Annotated in this window: 18 protein-coding genes; 11 read left to right on the top strand and 7 right to left on the bottom strand. The window is 63.0% G+C overall.

The genetic code is table 11. The features are described 5' to 3' along the window. The first annotated feature begins 34 nt into the window (after positions 1-34). Genes PSOLE_RS05430 through PSOLE_RS05440 form a run of 3 tightly spaced genes read left to right on the top strand, consistent with a single transcriptional unit; the run spans position 35 to position 2016 of the window. A complete protein-coding gene (locus tag PSOLE_RS05430) occupies positions 35-379 on the top strand; it encodes a hypothetical protein (RefSeq protein ID WP_074857992.1) in 345 nt (114 codons plus the stop codon). A 53-nt stretch (positions 380-432) separates the two neighbouring features. Continuing rightward, complete coding sequence (locus PSOLE_RS05435) at positions 433-1302, top strand: DUF72 domain-containing protein (protein ID WP_074857989.1); 870 nt, start codon at positions 433-435, stop codon at positions 1300-1302. 12 nt (positions 1303-1314) lie between these two features. Then, the gene (locus PSOLE_RS05440; RefSeq protein WP_003462630.1) at positions 1315-2016 is read left to right on the top strand and encodes an extensin-like domain-containing protein; all 702 of its coding nucleotides are present in this window, start codon (positions 1315-1317) and stop codon (positions 2014-2016) included. A gap of 235 nt (positions 2017-2251) precedes the next feature. Here the strand turns inward: PSOLE_RS05440 and PSOLE_RS05445 are convergent, their stop codons facing one another. Continuing rightward, complete coding sequence (locus PSOLE_RS05445) at positions 2252-3019, bottom strand: hypothetical protein (RefSeq protein WP_244597208.1); 768 nt, start codon at positions 3017-3019, stop codon at positions 2252-2254. Between the two features lie 106 nt (positions 3020-3125). Here PSOLE_RS05445 and PSOLE_RS05450 point away from each other — a divergent pair, with 106 nt between their 5' ends. Then, a complete protein-coding gene (locus PSOLE_RS05450; protein WP_074857981.1) occupies positions 3126-3917 on the top strand; it encodes a class I SAM-dependent methyltransferase in 792 nt (263 codons plus the stop codon). Positions 3918-3921: 4 nt separating this feature from the next. On the opposite strand, the gene PSOLE_RS05455 is transcribed toward PSOLE_RS05450, so the two are convergent. Next, complete coding sequence (locus PSOLE_RS05455; RefSeq protein WP_074857979.1) at positions 3922-4557, bottom strand: TetR/AcrR family transcriptional regulator; 636 nt, start codon at positions 4555-4557, stop codon at positions 3922-3924. Between the two features lie 91 nt (positions 4558-4648). Here PSOLE_RS05455 and PSOLE_RS05460 point away from each other — a divergent pair, with 91 nt between their 5' ends. After that, a complete protein-coding gene (locus tag PSOLE_RS05460) occupies positions 4649-5752 on the top strand; it encodes an efflux RND transporter periplasmic adaptor subunit (protein ID WP_074857976.1) in 1104 nt (367 codons plus the stop codon). Between the two features lie 6 nt (positions 5753-5758). Beyond that, positions 5759-8833, top strand: a complete 3075-nt coding sequence (locus tag PSOLE_RS05465; RefSeq protein ID WP_074857973.1) for an efflux RND transporter permease subunit — start codon at positions 5759-5761, stop codon at positions 8831-8833. 287 nt (positions 8834-9120) lie between these two features. On the opposite strand, the gene bfr is transcribed toward PSOLE_RS05465, so the two are convergent. From bfr to PSOLE_RS05480, 3 genes are all read right to left on the bottom strand, one after another. Further along, positions 9121-9591 (bottom strand): bacterioferritin, encoded by a 471-nt coding sequence (gene bfr, locus PSOLE_RS05470; RefSeq protein ID WP_003462607.1) that lies wholly within the window; start codon positions 9589-9591, stop codon positions 9121-9123. A gap of 269 nt (positions 9592-9860) precedes the next feature. Beyond that, on the bottom strand, positions 9861-11390 hold the full coding sequence (gene glpD / locus PSOLE_RS05475) for a glycerol-3-phosphate dehydrogenase (protein ID WP_074857970.1): 1530 nt from the start codon (positions 11388-11390) through the stop codon (positions 9861-9863). Positions 11391-11595: 205 nt separating this feature from the next. Then, complete coding sequence (locus tag PSOLE_RS05480) at positions 11596-12354, bottom strand: DeoR/GlpR family DNA-binding transcription regulator (RefSeq protein WP_074857967.1); 759 nt, start codon at positions 12352-12354, stop codon at positions 11596-11598. Between the two features lie 98 nt (positions 12355-12452). Here PSOLE_RS05480 and ybaK point away from each other — a divergent pair, with 98 nt between their 5' ends. From ybaK to PSOLE_RS05495, 3 genes are all read left to right on the top strand, one after another. Then, positions 12453-12923 carry a Cys-tRNA(Pro) deacylase gene (gene ybaK, locus PSOLE_RS05485; RefSeq protein ID WP_074857965.1) on the top strand — a complete coding sequence of 157 codons (471 nt, stop codon included), beginning with the start codon at positions 12453-12455 and terminating at the stop codon, positions 12921-12923. A gap of 73 nt (positions 12924-12996) precedes the next feature. After that, on the top strand, positions 12997-14502 hold the full coding sequence (gene glpK / locus PSOLE_RS05490; protein WP_003462603.1) for a glycerol kinase GlpK: 1506 nt from the start codon (positions 12997-12999) through the stop codon (positions 14500-14502). 111 nt (positions 14503-14613) lie between these two features. Then, positions 14614-15420, top strand: coding sequence for a PhzF family phenazine biosynthesis protein (locus PSOLE_RS05495; protein WP_074857962.1), 807 nt, complete (start codon positions 14614-14616; stop codon positions 15418-15420). On the opposite strand, the gene PSOLE_RS05500 is transcribed toward PSOLE_RS05495, so the two are convergent. Together PSOLE_RS05500 and argF are read right to left on the bottom strand one after the other, a co-directional pair. After that, complete coding sequence (locus PSOLE_RS05500) at positions 15421-16527, bottom strand: ABC transporter ATP-binding protein (RefSeq protein ID WP_074857961.1); 1107 nt, start codon at positions 16525-16527, stop codon at positions 15421-15423. Then, complete coding sequence (gene argF, locus PSOLE_RS05505) at positions 16524-17444, bottom strand: ornithine carbamoyltransferase (protein WP_074857957.1); 921 nt, start codon at positions 17442-17444, stop codon at positions 16524-16526. The genes PSOLE_RS05500 and argF overlap by 4 nt, the downstream gene beginning before the upstream one ends. A 382-nt stretch (positions 17445-17826) precedes the next feature. On the opposite strand from argF, the gene PSOLE_RS05510 reads away from it, so the two are divergent. Together PSOLE_RS05510 and grxD are read left to right on the top strand one after the other, a co-directional pair. Beyond that, positions 17827-19935: a molybdopterin oxidoreductase family protein gene (locus tag PSOLE_RS05510; RefSeq protein ID WP_074857954.1), complete on the top strand. Its 2109-nt coding sequence runs from the start codon at positions 17827-17829 to the stop codon at positions 19933-19935. 221 nt (positions 19936-20156) lie between these two features. Then, positions 20157-20483, top strand: coding sequence for a Grx4 family monothiol glutaredoxin (gene grxD / locus PSOLE_RS05515; RefSeq protein ID WP_003246056.1), 327 nt, complete (start codon positions 20157-20159; stop codon positions 20481-20483). Positions 20484-20707: the final 224 nt, after the last annotated feature.

The following is a 20707-nucleotide window of genomic DNA, read 5'->3' on the forward strand; positions in this document are numbered from 1 at the left end:
CCCTTGTTCAGCCGAGCCCACCGAGCAGTCCTAGATGCGGATCGACGGTTACTTACCCTCCTACTCGCCAGACCGTGGCCCCCGTTCGGGCACCGCGGTCACGCCCTATCGTGAGGCGCAGCGGGAGGTCGAGGTTCAGCGTGAACAACCGGCTGCACCCGCCAGTAGCCAGGGGCTGGAGCAGGCGCCGCAGATTCGCCGCGTACAGGCCAGCAGCAGTAACACCGATAGCCTGCCGACCCGCTCGCAGGACCTCAGTTATCAACAGCCTACGTTGAGCAACCGTGCCGCTCAGGCGTTGGCCAGCTACAGCGCCACCGCCGCTTACGCCAGCGAGTACGATGCGCAGGAAGTGCTCGGCCTCGATCTCTACGTGTAACCCCGTTTCACGGCGTGGCTCACGCCCCTCAGCTTGGACCGTCGCATAGATCGATGAGCGCTGCGCTTCCCTATTACCTTGGTTGTCCGTCCTGGAGCGAAGCGGCCTGGCGCGCCACGCTGTATCCGCAGGATACCCGGCCAACCGAGTTTCTCAGCCGCTACACCGAGGTGTTCAACGCGGTGGAAGGCAACACCACGTTCTATGCCAGGCCCAGCGAGCAAACGGTGGCGCGCTGGGCGCAGGTCATGCCGGCGCACTTTCGTTTCTGCGCCAAGTTGCCGCGAGACATCAGCCATAGCGAGGATCTTTGCCAGCAACTGGATGAAGTCACGCAGTTTCGCCAGTTGCTGGCACCGCTCGGCGAACGAGTGGCGCCTTACTGGCTGCAACTGCCGGCCAGCTTCGCGCCGTCGCGGTTGGCGGAACTGGCGGCGTTCATCGAACAGTGGGGAGACTGGCCACTGGCGATAGAGGTGCGCCACCCGGAGTTCTTCGCCAAGGGCGATGCCGAACGCGTGCTCAATCGCCTGCTGCACGAGCGTGGTATCGAGCGCATCTGCCTGGATTCGCGCGCGCTGTTCAGCTGCGACTCGCAGGAGCCCGCCGTGCTGCATGCGCAAGCCAAGAAGCCGCGCCTGCCGACTCGGCCTACCGCGTTCAGTCAGGGCCCGCAGTTGCGCTTCATCGGTCACCCCGAGTTGCTGGCCAACGACCCCTTCATGCTGCCCTGGCTGGACAAGGTCGCCGGCTGGATCGAGCAGGGGCTGCGTCCTTACGTTTTTGCCCATACCTCGGACAACCGCCTGGCACCGGAGCTGGCGCGGCGTTTTCATGAGCAGCTGATGCAGCGCCTGCCTGGTTTGCCCGAACTGCCTGTGTTGCAGATTGAACCGGAACTGGAGCAGCTTGGCTTACTCTGATGGAGCATGGATATGCTGATACGGATAATCGGCCGTTTGCTGTTTCTCTTCCTGCTGCTGGGCGCAGCGCTACTGGTGGCGCTGTGGCGTGGCTGGCTGGAGGTGGCGCCGCGTTACAACCCCTGGGCGCCGCTGGATGTGCGAGAGACGCCGAACCTGCTGACCCCCTTCAAGCTCTGGCGTCTGGGTGATGATCGCGAGTTGTGCGACTTGGCCCTGGCGACGTCCGGGCTGCGTTTTACCCGTCTGGCCGACAGCGCGCCGCACCCGGGTTGCCCGGTGGAAAACGCCGTGCGCATCCAGGGCGCCAACGTTGGCCTGAGCAGCAGCTTCATGGCCACCTGCCCGCTGGCGGTGAGTTTCGCCCTGTTCGAGCGACATGGCTTGCAGCCGGCTGCGCAAGCGGTGTTCGGCCAGCCGGTGAGCCGCGTCGAGCATGTCGGCAGCTTCACCTGTCGCAGCATTGCCGGTAGCCAGCGGCCCAGCCAGCATTCCTATGCCAACGCGCTGGATATGGTCGGCTTCCGTCTGCGCGACGGCCAGCACATAAGCGTGCTGCGCGACTGGCCGGGGCAGGGCGACAAGGCGCGCTTTCTGCGTCTGGTGCAGGAAGCGGCCTGTGACAGCTTCAACGTCACCCTGGGCCCGGAATACAACGCCGCCCACCGCGATCACTTTCACGTGGACATGGGCATGTGGCGGATGTGTCGCTGAGGCGCTTGCGATCCGTAGGGCGGGTGCAACCCGCCATAGCGCCAATGGCGGGTTGCACCCGCCCTACGGCAACGAAAAAGCTTCGCCATCCTTAGCAGGCTGTTGAAAAACTACCTGCGTTGCCATTGCTGCGTTAAAAATAGGCTCAAAATGCTCATTTACAACTCGTAAACTCCGCTTTTCCGCCTGTTTTTGCCTTGCACTGGCTGCCTCGGCTACGTTTTTCAACGGCCTGCTAGCGCTTGGCCAACAGCAGATCGGCCGCCTGTCCGCTGCGTCCATCGGTGAACTCGAATCGGCCCAACTGGGCGATCCGGTCGTAAGCGCCCAGGGCGATGCTCACGTCGCGGGCGCGCAGGTCGATGGCGCTGACGCCGGCTTCGCCGAGCTTCTGCAACTGCTGGCGGCCCTGGGCATCGAAACGCAACAGGCGCAGTTGGTCGAATACCGCATCGGCCGCATCAATACGGCCGTCGCCGTTGTCGTCGAAGCGGGCCAGTTCGGCGAAGCCATTGGCAGCGCCATGCTGATCGCCGAACAGCTCGCGGCCATCGTCGATATGCCCGTTGCCGTTACGATCCAGCGCCAGTAGCGCGTCGTCACCGGTGGGTACGCTGATCGAGTCCATGCGTCCGTCGGCATCCAGATCGAAGCGCACGGGGCGGCTCAGGCCGCTGGTGGGAAAACCATTGCCGGCCAGATCCAGCACCAGTGGATCGACCTGCTGGGGCGCCTGGCCCAGGCTGACATTCAGTTCCAGGCCGCGTTGATCGATTACCGCCTGGCTGACCACGGCGGCGCTGCTGGACACGGCAGGTGGCTCGGCGGTTTCCCGCAGCTCACGAGCGATCTCACCTGGTTTCTGCTCTTCGTCTATCCCAAGGGTGCGGCGCAGAATCTGATAGTTGATGGATTCGTGTGTCGCGCGGTCGAGTTCGTCATCGAGAGGACGAGCGCTGACGGGGCTGTTGTTTGGGCGTGGGGCGGAGAGGGCGTCGAACATGTTCACTCTCGATGCGGCTGTCGGCGGCCGGGTCTGGCAGAATGCCGCTTCTTCGATATCGGCCGTGTGGCCGGTGCTTTGAGTGATTTTTGAGCAGAACGAGCCAATGACCGACGAGCGGCACAACGCCAGCATCCGCATCCAAGCCTTGCATCCTCAGTACGCCGAAGCGGCCGCCCGATGGGCGTCACGTCTGGGCCTGGCGCAGGAGGGCGAGACCGAGTTCGCCTTGCAACTGGGTGACGACGGGCTGCAACTGGTCGAGCTGGGCGACAAGGCCCCTGGCCCGGTACGGGTGGATTTCGTCGAGGGGGCGGCGGCGCATCGGCGCCAGTTCGGCGGCGGCAGTGGGCAGATGATCGCCAAGGCGGTGGGCGTGCAGTCGGGCATTCGGCCACGGATTCTCGACGCGACTGCGGGGCTGGGGCGTGACTCGTTCGTGCTGGCCAGCCTGGGCTGCGAGATGACCCTGATCGAGCGCCAGCCGCTGGTGGCGGCGTTGCTGGAGGACGGCCTGCAGCGTGCGGCACTGAACCTCGATGTGGCGCCCATCGTGGCGCGCATGCGCCTGCTTACCGGTAACGCCATCGAGCTGATGCGCAGCTGGCAAGGGGAGGCGCCACAGGTGATCTACCTCGATCCGATGTTCCCGCATCGCGACAAGAGTGCGCTGGTGAAGAAGGAAATGCGCCTGTTCCGCCCGTTTGTCGGCGATGACCTGGATGCGCCGGCGTTGCTCGAAGCGGCGCTGGCGCTGGCCACTCACCGCGTGGTGGTCAAGCGCCCGCGCAAGGCCCCGGCCATCGAAGGTGGCAAGCCGGGCTATGTGCTCGAGGGCAAATCCAGCCGTTACGACATCTACCCGAAGAAGAAGCTGGAGCCCGGCGCTCAGGTGTAAGCAGTCAGGGTCTGTAGGCGCGCAGGAACAGTTGCACGGCGTCCTGCACGTGATGCTCGGCGGCTTCACCTTCCAGCGGTTCGCCACAACCGATCAGCAGGCGAAAGTGCGCGCCGCCCTTGAGCAGGCTGAAGAAGTGATCGGCGGCCAGATGCGGATTATCCAGGCTCAGCAGACCGCGCTTGGCGGCCTTGCGCAGTAGCACTTCCATCTCTTCCTGCACCCGCTTCGGGCCGGCTTCGTAGAACAGCTGCGACAACTTCGAGCCCTGGCTGGCCAGGTTCACCATCATCCGGTGCATTTCTACCGATTCGCGACTGTTGACCAGTGCCAGGAAGCCACGCGCGATTTCCAGGAGCTGGCTTTCCAGCGGCACGTTATCCGGCAGTTCGAACAGCAGTTCGGGAAGCTGCTCTTCGCACTTGGCCTTGATCGCCGCGGAGAACAGGGTCTCCTTGTCGGTGAAATGGCTGTACACCGTGAGCTTGGAAACCCCAGCCTCGGCGGCGATGGCGTCCATGCTGCTGCCGTCGTAACCATTACGCAGGAACAGGCTCTTGGCCGCCTCGAGGATGGCACGACGTTTGGCGGGATCCTTTGGTCGGCCGGGGCCGGAAGGTTGTAACAACTTGTCAGGCATTGGCGGATTTTAATACTGGACTGGTGAGTTTGCTATTTTTGCTATACCCGCCAGTACAAATATTCCAAACCTTCTCTGAAAGGTCTTACACATGTCTCGCCATGCTCTCCCGCTTGTTGCTTCTCTGGGTCTCGTCTTCCTGCTGTCTGCCTGCGGTAACGGTGAACAGGCGGAACAACCGATCCGTCCTGCCATGGTGGTGCAGCCGCAGCCGGCTACTGCGCTGGTCGACAGCTATCCGGGCGAGGTGCGTGCACGTTACGAGCCGGAGCTGGCCTTCCGTATCGCCGGCAAGGTGAGCAAGCGCATGGTGGATGTCGGCGACCGGGTGAAGAAGGATCAGCCACTGGCCGAGCTGGACCCGCAGGACGTGCGCCTGCAGCTGGAAGCCATCCGCGCGCAAATGGCGGCCGCTGAGGCCAACCTGCAGACCGTGCGCGCCGAGCGTGAGCGCTACAAGGCGCTGCTTGGGCGCAATCTGGTCAGCCGCTCGCAGTTCGACAACGTCGAGAATCAGTACCGTGCTGGCGAAGCGCGTCTGAAACAGGTCAAGGCCGAGTACGACGTGGCCCGCAATCAGACCGACTATGCCGTGCTGCGGGCCTCGCAGGACGGCGTGATCGCCCGTCGTGCGGTCGAGGTGGGGCAGGTGGTGGCGGCTGGTCAGACGGTGTTCACTCTGGCTGCCGACGGTGAGCGTGAGGTGTCGATCAGCCTGCCGGAGCAGAGCTTTGGTCGTTTCGAGATTGGTCAGGTGGTCGAGGTGGAACTCTGGTCGCAGCCCGATCAGCGTTTCCCCGGACGCATCCGCGAGATGGCGCCGGCGGCCGATCCACAGTCGCGCACTTTCGCCGCCCGTGTCGCGTTCACCGAAGGCAAGGTGCCGGCGGAGTTGGGGCAGAGCGCGCGGGTATTCATCGCCAGCAATGGCGAGGTACCGCTGGCGGTGCCGCTGTCGGCACTCAGCGCCGAGCAGGACCAGGCGTTCGTCTGGGTCGTGGACCCCAAGGAGCACACTGTGCAACGCCGCCCGGTGCGCGTCGGCGCTTATGGTGATGACCGGGTTCCGGTGCTGGAGGGGCTCGCCGCTTCCGATTGGGTAGTCGCCGCCGGGGTGCAGATTCTTCGCGAAGGCCAGCAGGTACGCCCGGTCGATCGCGACAACCGCAACGTCGAACTGGCCGCCGAGGAGTAAGCCCGCATGAGCTTCAACCTGTCTGCCTGGGCGCTGCGCCATCGCCAGATCGTCCTCTACATCATGCTGCTGTTCGCCGTGGTCGGCGCGCTTTCCTATACCAAGCTGGGGCAGAGCGAGGATCCGCCGTTCACCTTCAAGGCCATGGTGATTCGCACCAACTGGCCGGGCGCCAGCGCCGAAGAGGTATCGCGCCAGGTCACCGAGCGCATCGAGAAGAAGCTGATGGAGACCGGTGAGTACGATCGCATCACCAGTTTCTCCCGTCCGGGCGAGTCGCAAGTGACCTTCGTAGCACGCGACTCCATGCGCAGCTCGGAGATTCCCGAGCTGTGGTATCAGGTGCGCAAGAAGATCAGCGACATCCGCCACACGCTGCCGCCCGGCATCCAGGGGCCGTTCTTCAATGACGAGTTCGGCACCACCTTCGGCAATATTTATGCGCTGACCGGCAACGGTTTCGACTATGCCGTGCTCAAGGACTACGCCGACCGCCTGCAGTTGCAACTGCAGCGGGTCAAGGATGTGGGCAAGGTCGAGCTGGTGGGACTGCAGGACGAGAAAATCTGGATCGAACTGTCCAACACCAAGCTAGCGACCCTAGGTTTGCCACTGTCTGCCGTGCAGCAGGCGCTGGAGGCGCAGAATGCGGTGGCGGCTGCCGGTTTCTTCGAAACCGCCAGCGAGCGTATTCAACTGCGGGTGACCGGGCGCTTCCAATCGGTGGAGGAAATTCGCGATTTTCCCATTCGCGTTGCTGATCGCACCTTCCGCATTGCTGACGTTGCCGAGGTCAAGCGCGGTTTCAACGACCCACCCGCGCCGCGCATGCGCTTCATGGGCGAGGACGCCATCGGCATCGCTGTGGCAATGAAGGACGGCGGCGACATTCTGGTGCTGGGCAAGGCACTTGAAGGTGAGTTCGCCCGCCTGCAACAGACGCTGCCGCTGGGCATGGAGCTGCGCAAGGTGTCGGATCAGCCGGCAGCGGTGAAGACCGGCGTGGGCGAGTTCGTCAAGGTGCTGGTGGAGGCGTTGGTGATCGTGCTCGCGGTCAGCTTTTTCTCCCTCGGTCTGCGCACCGGCCTGGTGGTGGCGCTGGTGATCCCGCTGGTGTTGGCGATGACCTTCGCCGCCATGTATTACTTGGGGATAGGCCTGCACAAGATTTCTCTCGGTGCGCTGGTGCTCGGCCTCGGCCTGCTGGTGGACGACGCGATCATCGCGGTGGAGATGATGGCGATCAAGATGGAGCAGGGCTACGACCGCTTCAAGGCGGCCAGCTTCGCCTGGACCAGTACCGCCTTTCCGATGCTCACCGGCACGCTGATTACCGCGGCCGGGTTCCTGCCCATCGCCACCGCGCAGTCCGGTACGGGTGAGTACACCCGGTCGATCTTCCAGGTGGTGGCCATTTCGCTGATCGCCTCATGGATCGCGGCGGTGATGTTCGTGCCCTATCTGGGCGACAAGCTGCTGCCCGATCTGGCCAAACTGCATGCGGCGAAACACGGTGGCAGCGCAGGCGGTCATGACCCTTATTCGACGCCGTTCTACCGCCGTGTTCGCGCCACGGTGCAATGGTGCGTGCGTCGTCGCGGCATCGTGATCCTGCTGACCGTTGCGTTGTTCGTCGCCTCTGTGTTGCTGTTTCGCTTCGTGCCGCAACAGTTCTTCCCGGCCTCCGGGCGCCTGGAGCTGATGGTCGACATCAAGCTGGAGGAGGGCGCCTCGCTGAGCGCCACCGAGGCCGAAGTGCATCGTCTGGAGAAGCTGCTCAAGGAGCAGCCCGGCATCGACAACTACGTGGCCTATGTTGGCACCGGCTCACCGCGTTTCTATCTGCCGCTGGATCAACAATTGCCGGCGGCAAGCTTTGCACAGTTCGTGGTACTGGCCAAAAGCATCGAAGAGCGCGAGCGCCTGCGTGGTTGGCTGATCAAGGTGATGAACGACGAGTTCCCGACCCTGCGTAGCCGCGTCAGCCGCCTGGAGAACGGGCCGCCCGTGGGCTACCCGATCCAGTTCCGCGTCAGCGGCGAGCATATCGACGAGGTGCGTGCCCTGGCCCGTCAGGTGGCGGACAAGGTGCGCGAGAACCCGCATGTGGTGAACGTGCACCTGGACTGGGAGGAGCCGAGCAAGGTGGTGATCCTCAATATCGATCAGGATCGTGCCCGTGCCCTGGGGGTCAACACCGCCGAGCTGTCGCGCTTCCTGCAAGGCTCGCTGTCCGGCACCAGCGTCAGCCAGTACCGTGAGGGCAATGAGCTGATCGAGATTCTCCAGCGTGGTACACCGCAGGAGCGCAAGGCGCTGAGTCTGTTGCCGAGTCTGGCGGTGCCGACTGACAGCGGCCGCAGTGTGGCGCTGTCGCAGGTGGCGACGCTGGAATACGGCTTCGAGGAAGGCATCATCTGGCACCGCAATCGCCTGCCCAACGTCACCGTGCGTGCCGACGTCTATGGCAAGCAGCAGCCGGCCAGTCTGACCCAGCAGATCCTGCCGACGCTGGACCCGATCCGCGCGGAACTGCCTGCGGGTTATCTGCTGGAGGTCGGCGGCACGGTGGAGGACTCGCAACGCGGACAGAAATCGGTGAACGCCGGTATCCCGCTGTTCATCGTGGTGGTGCTGACGCTGCTGATGCTGCAGCTGAAAAGCTTCTCGCGCTCGGCGATGGTGTTTCTCACCGCGCCACTTGGCCTGATCGGCGTCACCCTGTTCCTGCTGATCTTCCGCCAGCCGTTCGGCTTCGTTGCCATGCTCGGCACCATCGCCCTGGCCGGGATGATCATGCGTAACTCGGTGATCCTGGTCGATCAGATCGAGCAGGACATCAGCCACGGTCTGGATCGTTGGCACGCCGTTATCGAGGCCACGGTGCGCCGTTTCCGTCCTATCGTGCTCACTGCACTGGCGGCGGTGTTGGCGATGATTCCGCTGTCGCGCAGCGTGTTTTTCGGGCCGATGGCGGTAGCGATCATGGGCGGGCTGGTGGTGGCCACGGCATTGACCCTATTGTTCCTGCCGGCGCTGTATGCGGCGTGGTTCCGGGTCAAGGAAAACGAGGCGCAGTAAGTTGTGGGAGGCGCTTCAGCGGCGACTTGCTATCGCGGCTTGAGTCCCTTCCACGAGATTCTTCATAGCAATAAAAAACGGGAGCCAGTGGCTAATGTCAGTCAGTTAAGCCGTTGCACTCGATCTTTGTAGGAGCCGGCTTGCCGGCGATCCGCCATAAAAAGCATCGCCAGCAAGCTGGCTCCTACGAAAAGCGCCCCCTCTACTGCAAGTAGGAGGGGGTGGTGACGAACTTATCTGATCAGCATTAAGCCAGTGGCTCCCGTTTTTCGTCGAGCGGATCGGACTTATTCGTCCATCTGCGACTGCAGGTAGTTCTGCAGGCCGACGGCTTCGATCAGGCTGAGCTGGGTTTCCAGCCAGTCGATGTGATCTTCTTCGGAGCAGAGGATTTCTTCGAGCAGTTCGCGGCTGGCGTAGTCACCGATGCTCTCGCAATAGGCGATGGCGGCCTTCAGGTCACCGTGGGCCTTGTGTTCGATCTTCAGGTCGCACTCGAGCATTTCCTTGGTGTTTTCACCGATCAGGATCTTGCCCAGGTCCTGCAGGTTGGGAATACCTTCGAGGAAGAGAATGCGCTTGATCAGCTTGTCGGCATGCTTCATCTCGTCGATGGACTCGTGGTACTCGTGCTCGCCGAGTTTCTTCAGGCCCCAATCTTCGTACATGCGCGCATGCAGGAAGTACTGGTTGATGGCGACCAGTTCGTTACCAAGAATCTTGTTCAGGTGTTGAATGACCTTCTTGTCGCCTTTCATGACCGCTCCTGCTGCTTCAATGACCGTGATGACCTCGGATTTTCGGCCTGGTTCTCCCTTATGTCAAACTTAAGTGGTTGAAACATAAGTAAAAATAAAACTGAATAAGAATGTTTTTATTCCGCATCATGACGCCAAGTTATTGAATCAATGCAATAAAAAAGTTGCTGAAAGTTCTACGCTGACTGAAACGGGGAAGTAACCCCGATATTTTATTTTTCCGTGCCCATAAAAAAGCCCCGCAGAGCGGGGCATGGGGCACGCAGAATTCAGGCAGCGTAAGCCGAATGCGGGTCGCGGCTGTTCAGGTAGTCCTGGAGGCGGGCCTGCTGCGCCGGGGTCATGAACAGGCCCAGTTTGCTGCGCCGCCAGAGAATGTCGGCACTGCTGCGCGCCCATTCTTCACGGCGCAGGTATTCCACTTCGCGGGTGTAAAGCCCGGCACCGAGATGTTCGCCGAGGTCGGTAAGGTTGTGTACGCCATCGAGCAGGCGCCAGGTACGGCTGCCATAGCTGGTAGCCCAGCGTCTGGCCAGGCTGGTGGGTAGCCAGCCATAGCGTTCGCAGAGCGCTTCGACCAGGGCGCTCAGGCCTTGCAGATCCTCACCACCGGGGAGCGGGGCGGTGGCTGTCCAGCTCGGCCCCAGGTTGCTGAAATGCGCGGCCAGTTCCTGCATGGCGGACTCGGCCAGCTTGCGATAGGTGGTCAGCTTACCGCCGAAGACTGAAAGTAGCGGCGCCTCGCCCGGCGCGCCGGAGAGCGAAAGGGTGTAGTCGCGGGTAATGGCCGACGGCTCATCGGATTCGTCATCGCACAGTGGGCGCACGCCCGCGAAGCTGTGCAGGACATCGTCGCGACTGAGCTGTTGCTTGAAGTGATCATTGACCACCTTGAGCAGATAGTCGGTTTCCTCGGCGGTGATCGTCACCTGGGCGGGGTCGCCCTGATATTCGCGATCAGTAGTGCCGATCAGGGTGAAGCGCTCCAGATAAGGAATGGCGAAGACAATGCGACGGTCTTCGTTCTGCAGGATGTAGGCCTGCTCACCGTCATACAGGCGCGGCACGACGATATGGCTGCCCTGGATCAGGCGAATGCCGTACGGCGATTGCTGCTTGAGGTCTTCACGGATGAAGCGCGCGACCCAGGGGCCGGCAGCGTTGACCAGAGCGCGGGCGCGAATGGACAGCAGGCTGCCGTCGCTGCGCTCCAGGTGGATATGCCACAGGCCCTTGCTGCGCCGCGCACTGACGCAGCGAGTGCGCGTGTGGATGTGCGCGCCTTTTTCCCGCGCGGCCATGGCGTTGAGCACCACCAGGCGAGCATCGTCCACCCAGCAGTCGGAATATTCGAAACCGCGGCTGATCTCCGCTTTCAACGGGCTACCGGCGCCGAAGCGCACGCCGCGCGAAGCCGGCAGGCGCTTGCGCTTGCCCAGGTGGTCGTAGAGGAACAGGCCGGCGCGGATCATCCAGGCCGGACGCAGGTGTGGGCGGTGCGGCAGAACGAAGCGCATCGGTTTGACGATATGCGGCGCCTTGGCCAGCAACACTTCGCGCTCGGCCAGGGCCTCACGTACCAGGCGGAACTCGTGGTGCTCCAGGTAGCGCAGGCCGCCATGGATCAGTTTGCTGCTGGCAGATGAAGTATGGCTGGCCAGGTCGTCCTTTTCACAAAGGAACACGGACAGGCCGCGGCCGGCTGCATCGGCGGCGATGCCCACACCATTGATACCGCCGCCAACGACGGCGAGGTCATAGACTTCCGCAACGGGGCTGGCGAACTGGTCGTGGGGCATGTAGTACGCTCGGCTGTTGGATTCGAATGTGGTTATGTTCACTTTCGAAAATATGCTAGACGAAGATGCGCAGCTTCGCTACCCCGGCACGCGATTGCGCGCCGAGCGGTAGTTAAGAGGTGGGTTTGCAGTAGGGCGGGTGCAACCCGCCGATACGTTGCTGGCGGGTTGCACCCGCCCTACGCGATAGCCGTCGAGAGACCAATCAGACCAGATCGAGCTGGACCTTGTGGCTGTGCAGCAGGCGGGAGATGGCGGCTGAAGGTGCGCTATCGGTAAAGACGCGGTCGACCAGGGCGATGGAGCCCAGGCGTACCACGGCGTTGCGGCCGAACTTGCTGGAGTCGACGGCGAGGAAAACCTGCCGCGCGTTGTCGATGATCGCCTGGGAAACGCGTACTTCCTGATAGTCGAAGTCGAGCAGGCTGCCGTCGTCGTCGATGCCGCTGATGCCGACGATGGCGTAGTCGACCTTGAACTGCTGGATGAAATCCACCGCCGCCTGGCCGACGATACCGCCGTCGCTGCGCACCGTACCGCCGGCCACCAGGACCTCGAAGTCGGCCTTGGCGCTGAGTTGCGCGGCGACGTGCAGGTTGTTGGTGATGATCTTCAGGCCCTTGTGACTCTGCAGCTCTCGAGCGATGGCCTCGGTGGTGGTGCCGATATTGATGAACAGTGAGGCGTGATCGGGAATCTGCGCCGCCACGGCTTCGGCGATACGCTGTTTTTCTTCGCGCATCTGCCCGGCGCGCATGCCATAGGCGGTGTTCTGAATGCTCGATGATTCGCACGCCGCGCCGCCATGGGTACGACGCAACAGGCCGTGCTCGGCCAACAGGTTGATGTCGCGGCGAATGGTCTGTGGGGTAACGGCGAAGGCTTGAGCCAGTTCATCGATGCTGACGTAGCCACGGTCGCGGGCGAGGTTGAGGATGTCGTGCTGGCGGGGAGCGAGATTCATGAGCGCTTCCTGTGATGGTCACCCATTATAGGCTGTAGATGCGGAGGATTTCGGCCTGTTAATGTAGGGCATCTTTCACAGCGTTTTCACATTCGAACATGACTCCCGCAATCGATCTGTTGAAAAAGGCCAAGGCCGAACACCGCGTGCACAGCTACCAGCACGATCCCAAGGCGCCGTCCTACGGGCTGGAAGCGGCGGAAAAGCTCGGCCTGGCGCCCGAGTGCGTGTTCAAGACGCTGCTCGCGGTGACCGAGAAAGGCGAGCTTCTGGTGGCGGTGGTGCCGGTCGTCGGCAGTCTCGATCTCAAGGCGCTGGCTGCAGCGGCTGGCGCGAAGAAGGCCGACATGGCCGACCCGACTGCCGCGCAGCGCGCCACTGGTTATCTGGTCGGCGGCATCAGCCCGCTGGGTCAGAAGAAACGCTTGCGCACCTTTATTGACGAATCGGCACGTCGGCATCCAACCATTCACGTCAGCGGCGGCCGGCGCGGGCTGGAGCTGGAACTCTCGGCCGAGACCCTGGCGCAGCATACCCAGGGGCAGTTCGCCGCTATCGGCAAAGCCTGAAGCGAGCAGTATGCTCGCCAGCAAAATAAGCCAGTCTGCCGTCAACTGCAGTGATAACAACAAGGAACCTTGCATGACCCAATACCTGCTAGCCATCGACCAGGGCACCACCAGCTCCCGCGCCATCATCTTCAGTGCCCAGGGCTTGCCGGTTGCACGTGCCCAGCAGGAGTTCAAGCAGTACTTCCCGCAGGATGGCTGGGTCGAGCACGACGGTGAGGAGATATGGTCCTCCACGCTCCAGGTTTGCCGCGATGCCATCGCCAGCAGCAGCTTGCAGCCGCAAGCGATTGCCGCCATCGGCATCACCAACCAGCGCGAAACCACCTTGGTGTGGGATGCCGTCAGTGGTACGCCTATCCATCCGGCTATCGTCTGGCAGGATCGGCGTACCGCCGACTATTGCGCCGGACTCAAGGAGCAAGGCCACGAGGCGGAGGTCTCGGCCAAGACCGGCCTGCTGATCGATCCGTATTTCTCCGCCACCAAGCTGCGCTGGATTCTGCATAACGTGCCGGGCGCTCGTGAGCGGGCCGAGCGCGGTGAGCTGCGCTTCGGTACCGTCGACAGCTTCCTGTTGTGGCGTCTGACCGATGGCAAGGTGCACCGCACCGACGCCAGCAACGCCTCGCGCACGCTGATGTTCAACATCCATACCCAACAGTGGGACGAAGAGCTGCTCAAGCTGTTCGAGATCCCGGCCAGCCTGCTGCCCGAGGTGCTCGATTGTGCCGCCGAGTTCGGTCACACCGACAGCGTGCTGCTCGGCGCCAGCATTCCGGTGCTGGGCATGGCCGGTGACCAGCAGGCGGCCCTGATCGGCCAGGCCTGCTTCGAGCCGGGCATGGTCAAGAGCACCTACGGTACTGGCTGTTTCATGATCCAGAACACTGGCGATCAGCCGGTGAGTTCGAAGAACCGTCTGCTGACCACGGTCGGCTATCGCCTTAATGGCAAGGTCACCTACGCGGTGGAGGGCAGTATCTTCGTCGCGGGCGCGGCGGTGCAGTGGCTGCGTGACGGTATCAAGCTGATCAGCCATGCGCGCGAGAGCGAGGCGTTGGCCGAGGCAACCGGCGAAGCCTGCGGCGTCTATCTGGTGCCGGCTTTCACCGGTCTGGGCGCACCGTATTGGGACCCCAAGGCACGTGGTGCCATCTTTGGCCTGACCCGCGACACCGGGATCAAGGAGGTCGTCACCGCCGGTCTGCAATCGGTGTGCTACCAGACCCGCGACCTGCTCGAAGCCATGCGCCAGGATGGTGCTGCGGCGCCGAGCGCGCTACGTGTCGACGGTGGCATGGTGGAGAACAACTGGGTCATGCAATTTCTCGCCGACATTCTTGGCGTCAGTGTCGAGCGCCCCGAGGTCACCGAGACTACGGCGCTCGGTGTCGCCTACCTGGCGGGGCTGAAGCTCGGCCTGTACCAGGACCTCAATGCCATCGCCAGCCACTGGCATCGGCAGCAGCGTTTCGAGCCGAGGATGAACGAGGCGCATCGCGAGCGCCTCTACGCCGGTTGGCTGGATGCGGTGAAACGGGTGCGCAGCGAGCCCAGAAGCACCCCAGGATCGTAGGAGCGGCTTTAGCCGCGATGCTCTCAGAGCATCTGGAAAACAGGAACTGTATCTGTTGCGGCTTACCCTGCGCAGGCATGCTGGCGGCTCTCATCTGGCCAGGAATGCAGCATGCCTCTCGAATTCCATCAAGTTGACGCCTTTACCGATCAGCCGTTCGCGGGCAATCCCGCCATGGTCTATCGCCTGAATGCCTGGCTCGACGATGCCCTGATGCAGCGCATCGCTGCCGAGCACAACCTGGCCGAGACCGCATTCGTGGTGAAAGAGAGCAGTGCCTGGCATATCCGCTGGTTCACCCCAGTCAGCGAGGTGCCGCTCTGTGGGCATGCCACCCTGGCGGCGGCCAAGGTGCTGTTCGACATCTATCAGGAATCGGCCGAGGTGCTGGATTTCACCTGCTTGTCCGGAGCGCTGCAGGTCACCCGGCAGGGTGAGCGTCTGCAGCTGGATTTCCCAGTGCGCCCGGTGTTGCCGGTGGCGGCGTCGCTACAGGCCGACGTCGAACGCGCGCTGGGGCAGTCCGCGCAGCAGGTTCTGGCTCTGCTGAATGCCGATGGCAGCGTGCAGGAGCTGATGGTGGTGCTGGCGTCCGAGGCGCAGGTGCGCTGCTTCACCGCCGATCTGCCGGCGCTGGCCGCCCTGCCAGGGCTTGGCGTGCTGGTGACTGCCAGCGGGCAAAAACACGACTTCGTCTCGCGCTACTTCGCGCCGAGCATTGGTATCGATGAAGACCCGGTGACCGGCTCGACGCACTGCATGCTTGTGCCCTATTGGGTCGAGCGTCTGGGCCGCAACACGCTCAGTGCCTTCCAGTGTTCGGCGCGTGGTGGTGAGTTGCTCTGTCGTCTGGAGGGCGAGCGGGTCAAGATCGCTGGCCACGCGCGGCATATCGCCAGTGGCCAGCTGATGCTCTGATCAGTTGCTGCTGACCCGGCGCACGCCACCGGAGTCGCTGAGTTGCAATTGCGCGGCGACGCTGCCGAGAGCCGGGAAGGCCACCAGGTGATCGGCGACGACGCGGATGCCCACCTCGTCGCCTGGCTGGTGATCGGCATGGCTGGGGAAGATTGATTCCAACTGACTGCCGGTCGGCAGTTGCAGGCGGTAGAGCGTCGCAGCGCCGAGGAAGGTCTTGCCGACGATGCGCGCCTTCAGTTCGCTGTGCTCGTCCGGGACGATGTCGTCCGGGCGCAGCAATACGTCCACCGCGCTGCCCTGAGCCCAGGTATAGGCGCGGTTGCCGCGAATCATGCCGAGTTCGGTCTGCACCGTTTCCGGGCCGAGCAACTGGCCGCGAATGAAGTAACCCTGACCGATGAAGCTGGCGACGAAAGGCGTCAGCGGCTCGTGATAGAGGTTGAACGGTGTGTCCCACTGCTCCAGGCGGCCATCCTTGAACACGCCGACGTGATCGCTGACGGCGAAGGCTTCTTCCTGATCGTGAGTGACCAGAATGGCGCTGGTACCACGTGCCTTGAGAATTTCCCGAACCTCATGGCTCAGGCGCCTGCGCAGTTCGCCATCGAGGTTGGAGAAGGGTTCGTCGAGTAGCAGCAATTTCGGTTCCGGCGCCAGCGCGCGCGCCAGGGCGACCCGCTGCTGCTGACCACCGGACAGCTCGTGCGGGTAACGTTTGGCCAGGTTGCCGAGCTTGACCAACTCCAGCAGCTCTTGAGTGGCGCGCTCGGCGTTGGGCTGCTTGCGGATACCGAAGGCAACGTTCTCGGCCACGCTCAGGTGGGGGAACAGGGCGTAGTCCTGGAACACCATGCCGATATGGCGTTTCTCCGGCGCCAGGGTAAAACCGGCGCGGGAAATCACTTCACCTGCCAGTTCGATCTCGCCTTCCAGGACCGGCTCGAAACCGGCAATGGCGCGCAGCGTGGTGGTCTTGCCGCAGCCCGATGGACCGAGCAGGCAGCCGATGTCGCCAGGGTTGAGGTGCAGGTCGAGATCCTGCACCACCTTGTGGGCGTGGTAGCCGCAGTTCAGCCCGCGTAGCTGCAGCAGAGGCTGGCTCATGCGTGGTGGTACGCCGGTTCGACCAGCATCTCCAGCAGCGCCTTCTGCGCGTGCAGGCGGTTCTCGGCCTGATCCCACGCTACCGAGCGCGGGTCGTCGAGCAGGTCGAAGCTGATTTCTTCGCCACGGTGCGCCGGCAGGCAGTGCATGAACAGCACGTCTTCGGCGGCGGCGTCGAGCAGCTCGCGGGTGACCTGGTAGGGGCGGAACAACGCCATGCGCTGCTCGGCTTCGTCTTCCTGGCCCATGGAGGCCCACACGTCGGTGCTCACCAGATGGGCGCCGGCCACCGCTTCTCGCGGGTTGCGCACGATCTGCACGCGCTCGCCGGCCTGGGCCAGAAAGCGCGCGTCTGGCTCGTAGCCAGCAGGGCAGGCGACCTTCAGCTGGAAGTCGAACTGCATCGCCGCTTCGATATAGGAGTTGCACATGTTGTTGCCATCGCCGATCCAGGCCACCGTCTTGCCGGTGATGCTGCCGCGGTGTTCGAGGAAGGTCTGCATGTCGGCCAGCAGCTGGCAGGGGTGCAGATCGTCGGACAGGCCGTTGATTACCGGTACCTTGGACTTGGCGGCGAACTCGGTGAGGTTGCTGTGGGCGAAGGTGCGGATCATCACCGCGTCGAGCATGCTCGACATGACGATGGCGGCATCGCCGATCGGCTCGCCACGGCCCAGTTGGGTGTCGCGCGGCGAGAGGAAGATGGCCTGGCCACCGAGTTGGATCATGCCGGCTTCGAAGGACAGACGGGTGCGAGTCGAGGCCTTCTCGAAGATCATGCCCAGCACGCGATTCTTCAGTGGCTCGAACAGTACCCCACGGTTGCGCAGATTCTTCAGCTCGATGCCTCGGCGGATCAACCCCACCAGTTCGTCCGGTGTGTAATCCATCATCGAGAGAAAGTGTCTGACGCTCATCGTTAACTACCTTTATCACTACAGTTCGCAAGCTTGCGTTCGGGGATAAAACCGACAAAAACAGCAGAGCTTGCGGCAGGAGGCCGCAGGGTGCGACGAAACAGGGGAAGGCGCGATCCTATAAGGAAATGACGAGACGGCGCAAGTTAACGCCTACGGGCGCGCAGAATGATGTTTTACAAGCCTTTTTAGCCAAAGCGCTGGCGCCAGTGATATTGAACGCAGTCGTGCCAGGGGCCACGTACGTGGTGCTGCTGAATCGGCAGGCTTGATGCCTGTCGATTCATGAGGCGAACGCTGCTGGCGTCGTCTCCGTGCTCGGCCCATAGTCCATGATCTGCGACCTGACCGGTCGTCTCGGATCAGAACAAGAGGCCAGGCCATGACCAAGTCCCTCCATTACCGTGCATGCCATCTGTGCGAAGCCATCTGTGGGCTCGCCATCGAAACCGAAGCTCAAGCTGACGGCAGCACGCAGATTCGCTCGATCAAGGGCGATGCCCAGGACAGCTTCAGCCGCGGCCATATCTGTCCCAAGGCCGTGGCGCTGCAGGATATCCAGAACGACCCGGACCGTATCCGCCAGCCCATGCGCCGAATTGGCGAGCAGTGGCAGGCCATCGGCTGGGATGAGGCGTTCGAGCTGGTGGCCGAGCGCCTGAGCGCGATCCAGGCCGCGCATGGGCAGAACGCCGTGGCCGTGTATCAGGGCAATCCCAGCGTGCACAACTACGGGCTGATGACCCACAGCAACTATTTCCTCGGTCAGCTGAAAACCCGCAATCGCTTCTCCGCTACCTCGGTCGACCAGTTGCCGCACCACCTGACCAGCCTCCTGATGTACGGCCACGGCCTGCTGATCCCGATTCCTGACATCGATCACACCGATTTCATGCTGATTCTGGGCGGCAACCCGCTGGCCTCCAACGGCAGCATCATGACCGTGCCGGATGTGGAAAAGCGCCTCAAAGCCATCCAGGCGCGTGGTGGCAAACTGGTGGTGGTCGATCCGCGGCGCAGCGAAACCGCGGCCATCGCCGACCAGCACCTGTTCGTGCGCCCCGGCAGCGATGCCGCGCTGTTGCTGGCGCTGCTCAACACCCTGTTCGAGGAAGGCCTGACGCGCGACAGCCATCTGCCGGTGGAAGGATTGCAGCAGGTACGCGAAGCGATTGGCGGGTTCCATGCCGAGGCCATGAGCGCGCGTTGTGGGGTGCCGGCCGAAACCATTCGGCAACTGGCGCGGGATTTCGCCGCAGCGGACAAGGCAGTCTGCTACGGCCGTATGGGCGTTTCCACGCAGGCCTTCGGTACGCTTTGTCAGTGGCTGGTGCAACTGATAAATCTGGTCACCGGCAATCTGGATCGCAGCGGCGGTGTGCTCTGCACAACGCCGGCGGTGGATCTGGTGGCGAGTACTTCCGGTGGGCATTTCAGCCGCTGGCAGAGCCGGGTTTCCGGCCTGCCGGAATACGGCGGTGAGTTGCCGGTCTCGGCGCTGGCCGAGGAGATGCTGACGCCCGGCGAAGGGCAGATTCGTGCGCTGGTCACCGTGGCCGGCAACCCGGTACTGTCGACACCCAACGGCCGCCAACTGGAGCAGGCGCTGGACGGCCTGGGCTTCATGCTTTCGGTGGATTTCTACATCAACGAGACCACACGGTACGCCGACCTGATCCTGCCGCCAACTGCGCCGCTGGAGCATGATCACTACGACACCACCTTCAATGTGTTCGCGGTACGCAACGTCACCCGTTTCAACGAGGCGGTGCTGGCCAAGCCGGACGGCGCCTTGCACGACTGGGAAATCTTCGTCGGCCTGGCCAAGGCCTTCGCGGCGCGTAATGGCCTCGAGCTGAAACCGACCCTGGCGCCTGAGCAGATGATCGATATGGGCCTGCGTTTCGGCCCCCATGGTGATAGTAGCGAGCGCAAACTCAGCCTGGCGGCTTTGCGCGAGCATCCGCATGGGCTCGACCTGGGACCACTGCAACCGAATCTTGCTGCGCGCCTGAAAACGCCGAGCAAGGCGGTGCAGGCCGCGCCTGAGCTGCTGCTGGCCGATCTGGCACGTTTCGCCGAGCAGCAACAACCGGCTGCCCATGAACTGCTGCTGATCGGCCGTCGCCATGTGCGCAGCAACAACTCCTGGATGCACAACTATCACCGTCTGGTGAAGGGCAAGCCGCGTCATCAGTTGTTGATGAACCCGGCGGACCTGGCCAGGCGTGGTCTGAGCGATGGTCAGCGTGTGCAGGTGCGTTCGCGTGTGGGCAGCATCGAGGTGGAGGTCGCCGCCAGCGATGAGGTGATGGCCGGTGTGGTCAGCCTTCCCCATGGCTGGGGCCATGCCCGCCCTGGCGTGCAGATGGACATTGCCCGTGCGCAACCGGGGGCCAGCGCCAATGACCTGACCGACGAGCGCCAGCTCGATGCGCTGTCCGGCAATGCGGTGCTTAATGGTGTGCCAGTCGAAGTGGTGGCCGCGTAGACGGGCGTCTCTCCAGGCCGGGTTGTAGGAGCCGCGCCTCGCGGCGAAGGGTGGCCGTCACGCCATGTTGGGGAAATACCCAAGAGCTTCGCCCCGAGGCGGGGCTCCCACAGGGCATAGCAAGACCGCGTCGGCAAGGCCGAGCATTATGCTCGGCTTTTCGCTACAATCGCGCCACCGTGGCGACCGTCGGGTCGCGAAGTCTATGCTGAGGTGCCCCCATGGATATCATCGAAACCATCAAAGAGCAGATCGCCAACAACACCGTTCTGCTGTACATGAAAGGCTCGCCCAACGCCCCGCAGTGTGGCTTCTCTGCCCGCGCTGCGCAGGTTGTGATGGGCTGCGGCGAGAAGTTCGCCTACGTCGACATCCTGCAGAACCCGGAAATCCGCGCCAACCTGCCGAAGTACGCCAACTGGCCGACTTTCCCGCAGCTGTGGGTGGCTGGTGAGCTGGTCGGCGGTAGCGACATCCTCACCGAGATGTACGAGAAGGGTGAACTGCAGACCCTGATCAAGGATGCCGTGAGCAAAGCCGGCGCCTGATCGCTGCTTCTCGCAACAAAGAACCCGCCTAGGCGGGTTCTTTCGTTGTGCGCCAGGCATGGCGCGTAGCGCCGTGACTGGCGCTGTTCGGTTCACTGTGGTGGTGGACTGGACGACTTGGAGGTGAAAGTCCTCTACACACCCGGCAAGGGGAAGTGTTAGCCAGAGGCAAGGGTGTCGCGGGCGACTGCGAATCTGAAGGAAGCCCGAGGCAAAATGCTGGC

Origin of the sequence: Pseudomonas oleovorans subsp. oleovorans, assembly GCF_002197815.1 — a bacterium.
Taxonomy (GTDB): Bacteria; Pseudomonadota; Gammaproteobacteria; order Pseudomonadales; family Pseudomonadaceae; genus Aquipseudomonas; species Aquipseudomonas oleovorans.

What these genes read in the sequence shown, in the direction of transcription:
- PSOLE_RS05430 (WP_074857992.1), top strand. Translation starts at nt 35, where the DNA reads ATGCGGATCGACGGTTACTTACCCTCCTACTCGCCAGACCGTGGCCCC.
- PSOLE_RS05435 (WP_074857989.1), top strand. Translation starts at nt 433, where the DNA reads ATGAGCGCTGCGCTTCCCTATTACCTTGGTTGTCCGTCCTGGAGCGAA.
- PSOLE_RS05440 (WP_003462630.1), top strand. Translation starts at nt 1,315, where the DNA reads ATGCTGATACGGATAATCGGCCGTTTGCTGTTTCTCTTCCTGCTGCTG.
- PSOLE_RS05445 (WP_244597208.1), bottom strand. Translation starts at nt 3,019, where the DNA reads ATGTTCGACGCCCTCTCCGCCCCACGCCCAAACAACAGCCCCGTCAGC.
- PSOLE_RS05450 (WP_074857981.1), top strand. Translation starts at nt 3,126, where the DNA reads ATGACCGACGAGCGGCACAACGCCAGCATCCGCATCCAAGCCTTGCAT.
- PSOLE_RS05455 (WP_074857979.1), bottom strand. Translation starts at nt 4,557, where the DNA reads ATGCCTGACAAGTTGTTACAACCTTCCGGCCCCGGCCGACCAAAGGAT.
- PSOLE_RS05460 (WP_074857976.1), top strand. Translation starts at nt 4,649, where the DNA reads ATGTCTCGCCATGCTCTCCCGCTTGTTGCTTCTCTGGGTCTCGTCTTC.
- PSOLE_RS05465 (WP_074857973.1), top strand. Translation starts at nt 5,759, where the DNA reads ATGAGCTTCAACCTGTCTGCCTGGGCGCTGCGCCATCGCCAGATCGTC.
- bfr (WP_003462607.1), bottom strand. Translation starts at nt 9,591, where the DNA reads ATGAAAGGCGACAAGAAGGTCATTCAACACCTGAACAAGATTCTTGGT.
- glpD (WP_074857970.1), bottom strand. Translation starts at nt 11,390, where the DNA reads ATGCCCCACGACCAGTTCGCCAGCCCCGTTGCGGAAGTCTATGACCTC.
- PSOLE_RS05480 (WP_074857967.1), bottom strand. Translation starts at nt 12,354, where the DNA reads ATGAATCTCGCTCCCCGCCAGCACGACATCCTCAACCTCGCCCGCGAC.
- ybaK (WP_074857965.1), top strand. Translation starts at nt 12,453, where the DNA reads ATGACTCCCGCAATCGATCTGTTGAAAAAGGCCAAGGCCGAACACCGC.
- glpK (WP_003462603.1), top strand. Translation starts at nt 12,997, where the DNA reads ATGACCCAATACCTGCTAGCCATCGACCAGGGCACCACCAGCTCCCGC.
- PSOLE_RS05495 (WP_074857962.1), top strand. Translation starts at nt 14,614, where the DNA reads ATGCCTCTCGAATTCCATCAAGTTGACGCCTTTACCGATCAGCCGTTC.
- PSOLE_RS05500 (WP_074857961.1), bottom strand. Translation starts at nt 16,527, where the DNA reads ATGAGCCAGCCTCTGCTGCAGCTACGCGGGCTGAACTGCGGCTACCAC.
- argF (WP_074857957.1), bottom strand. Translation starts at nt 17,444, where the DNA reads ATGAGCGTCAGACACTTTCTCTCGATGATGGATTACACACCGGACGAA.
- PSOLE_RS05510 (WP_074857954.1), top strand. Translation starts at nt 17,827, where the DNA reads ATGACCAAGTCCCTCCATTACCGTGCATGCCATCTGTGCGAAGCCATC.
- grxD (WP_003246056.1), top strand. Translation starts at nt 20,157, where the DNA reads ATGGATATCATCGAAACCATCAAAGAGCAGATCGCCAACAACACCGTT.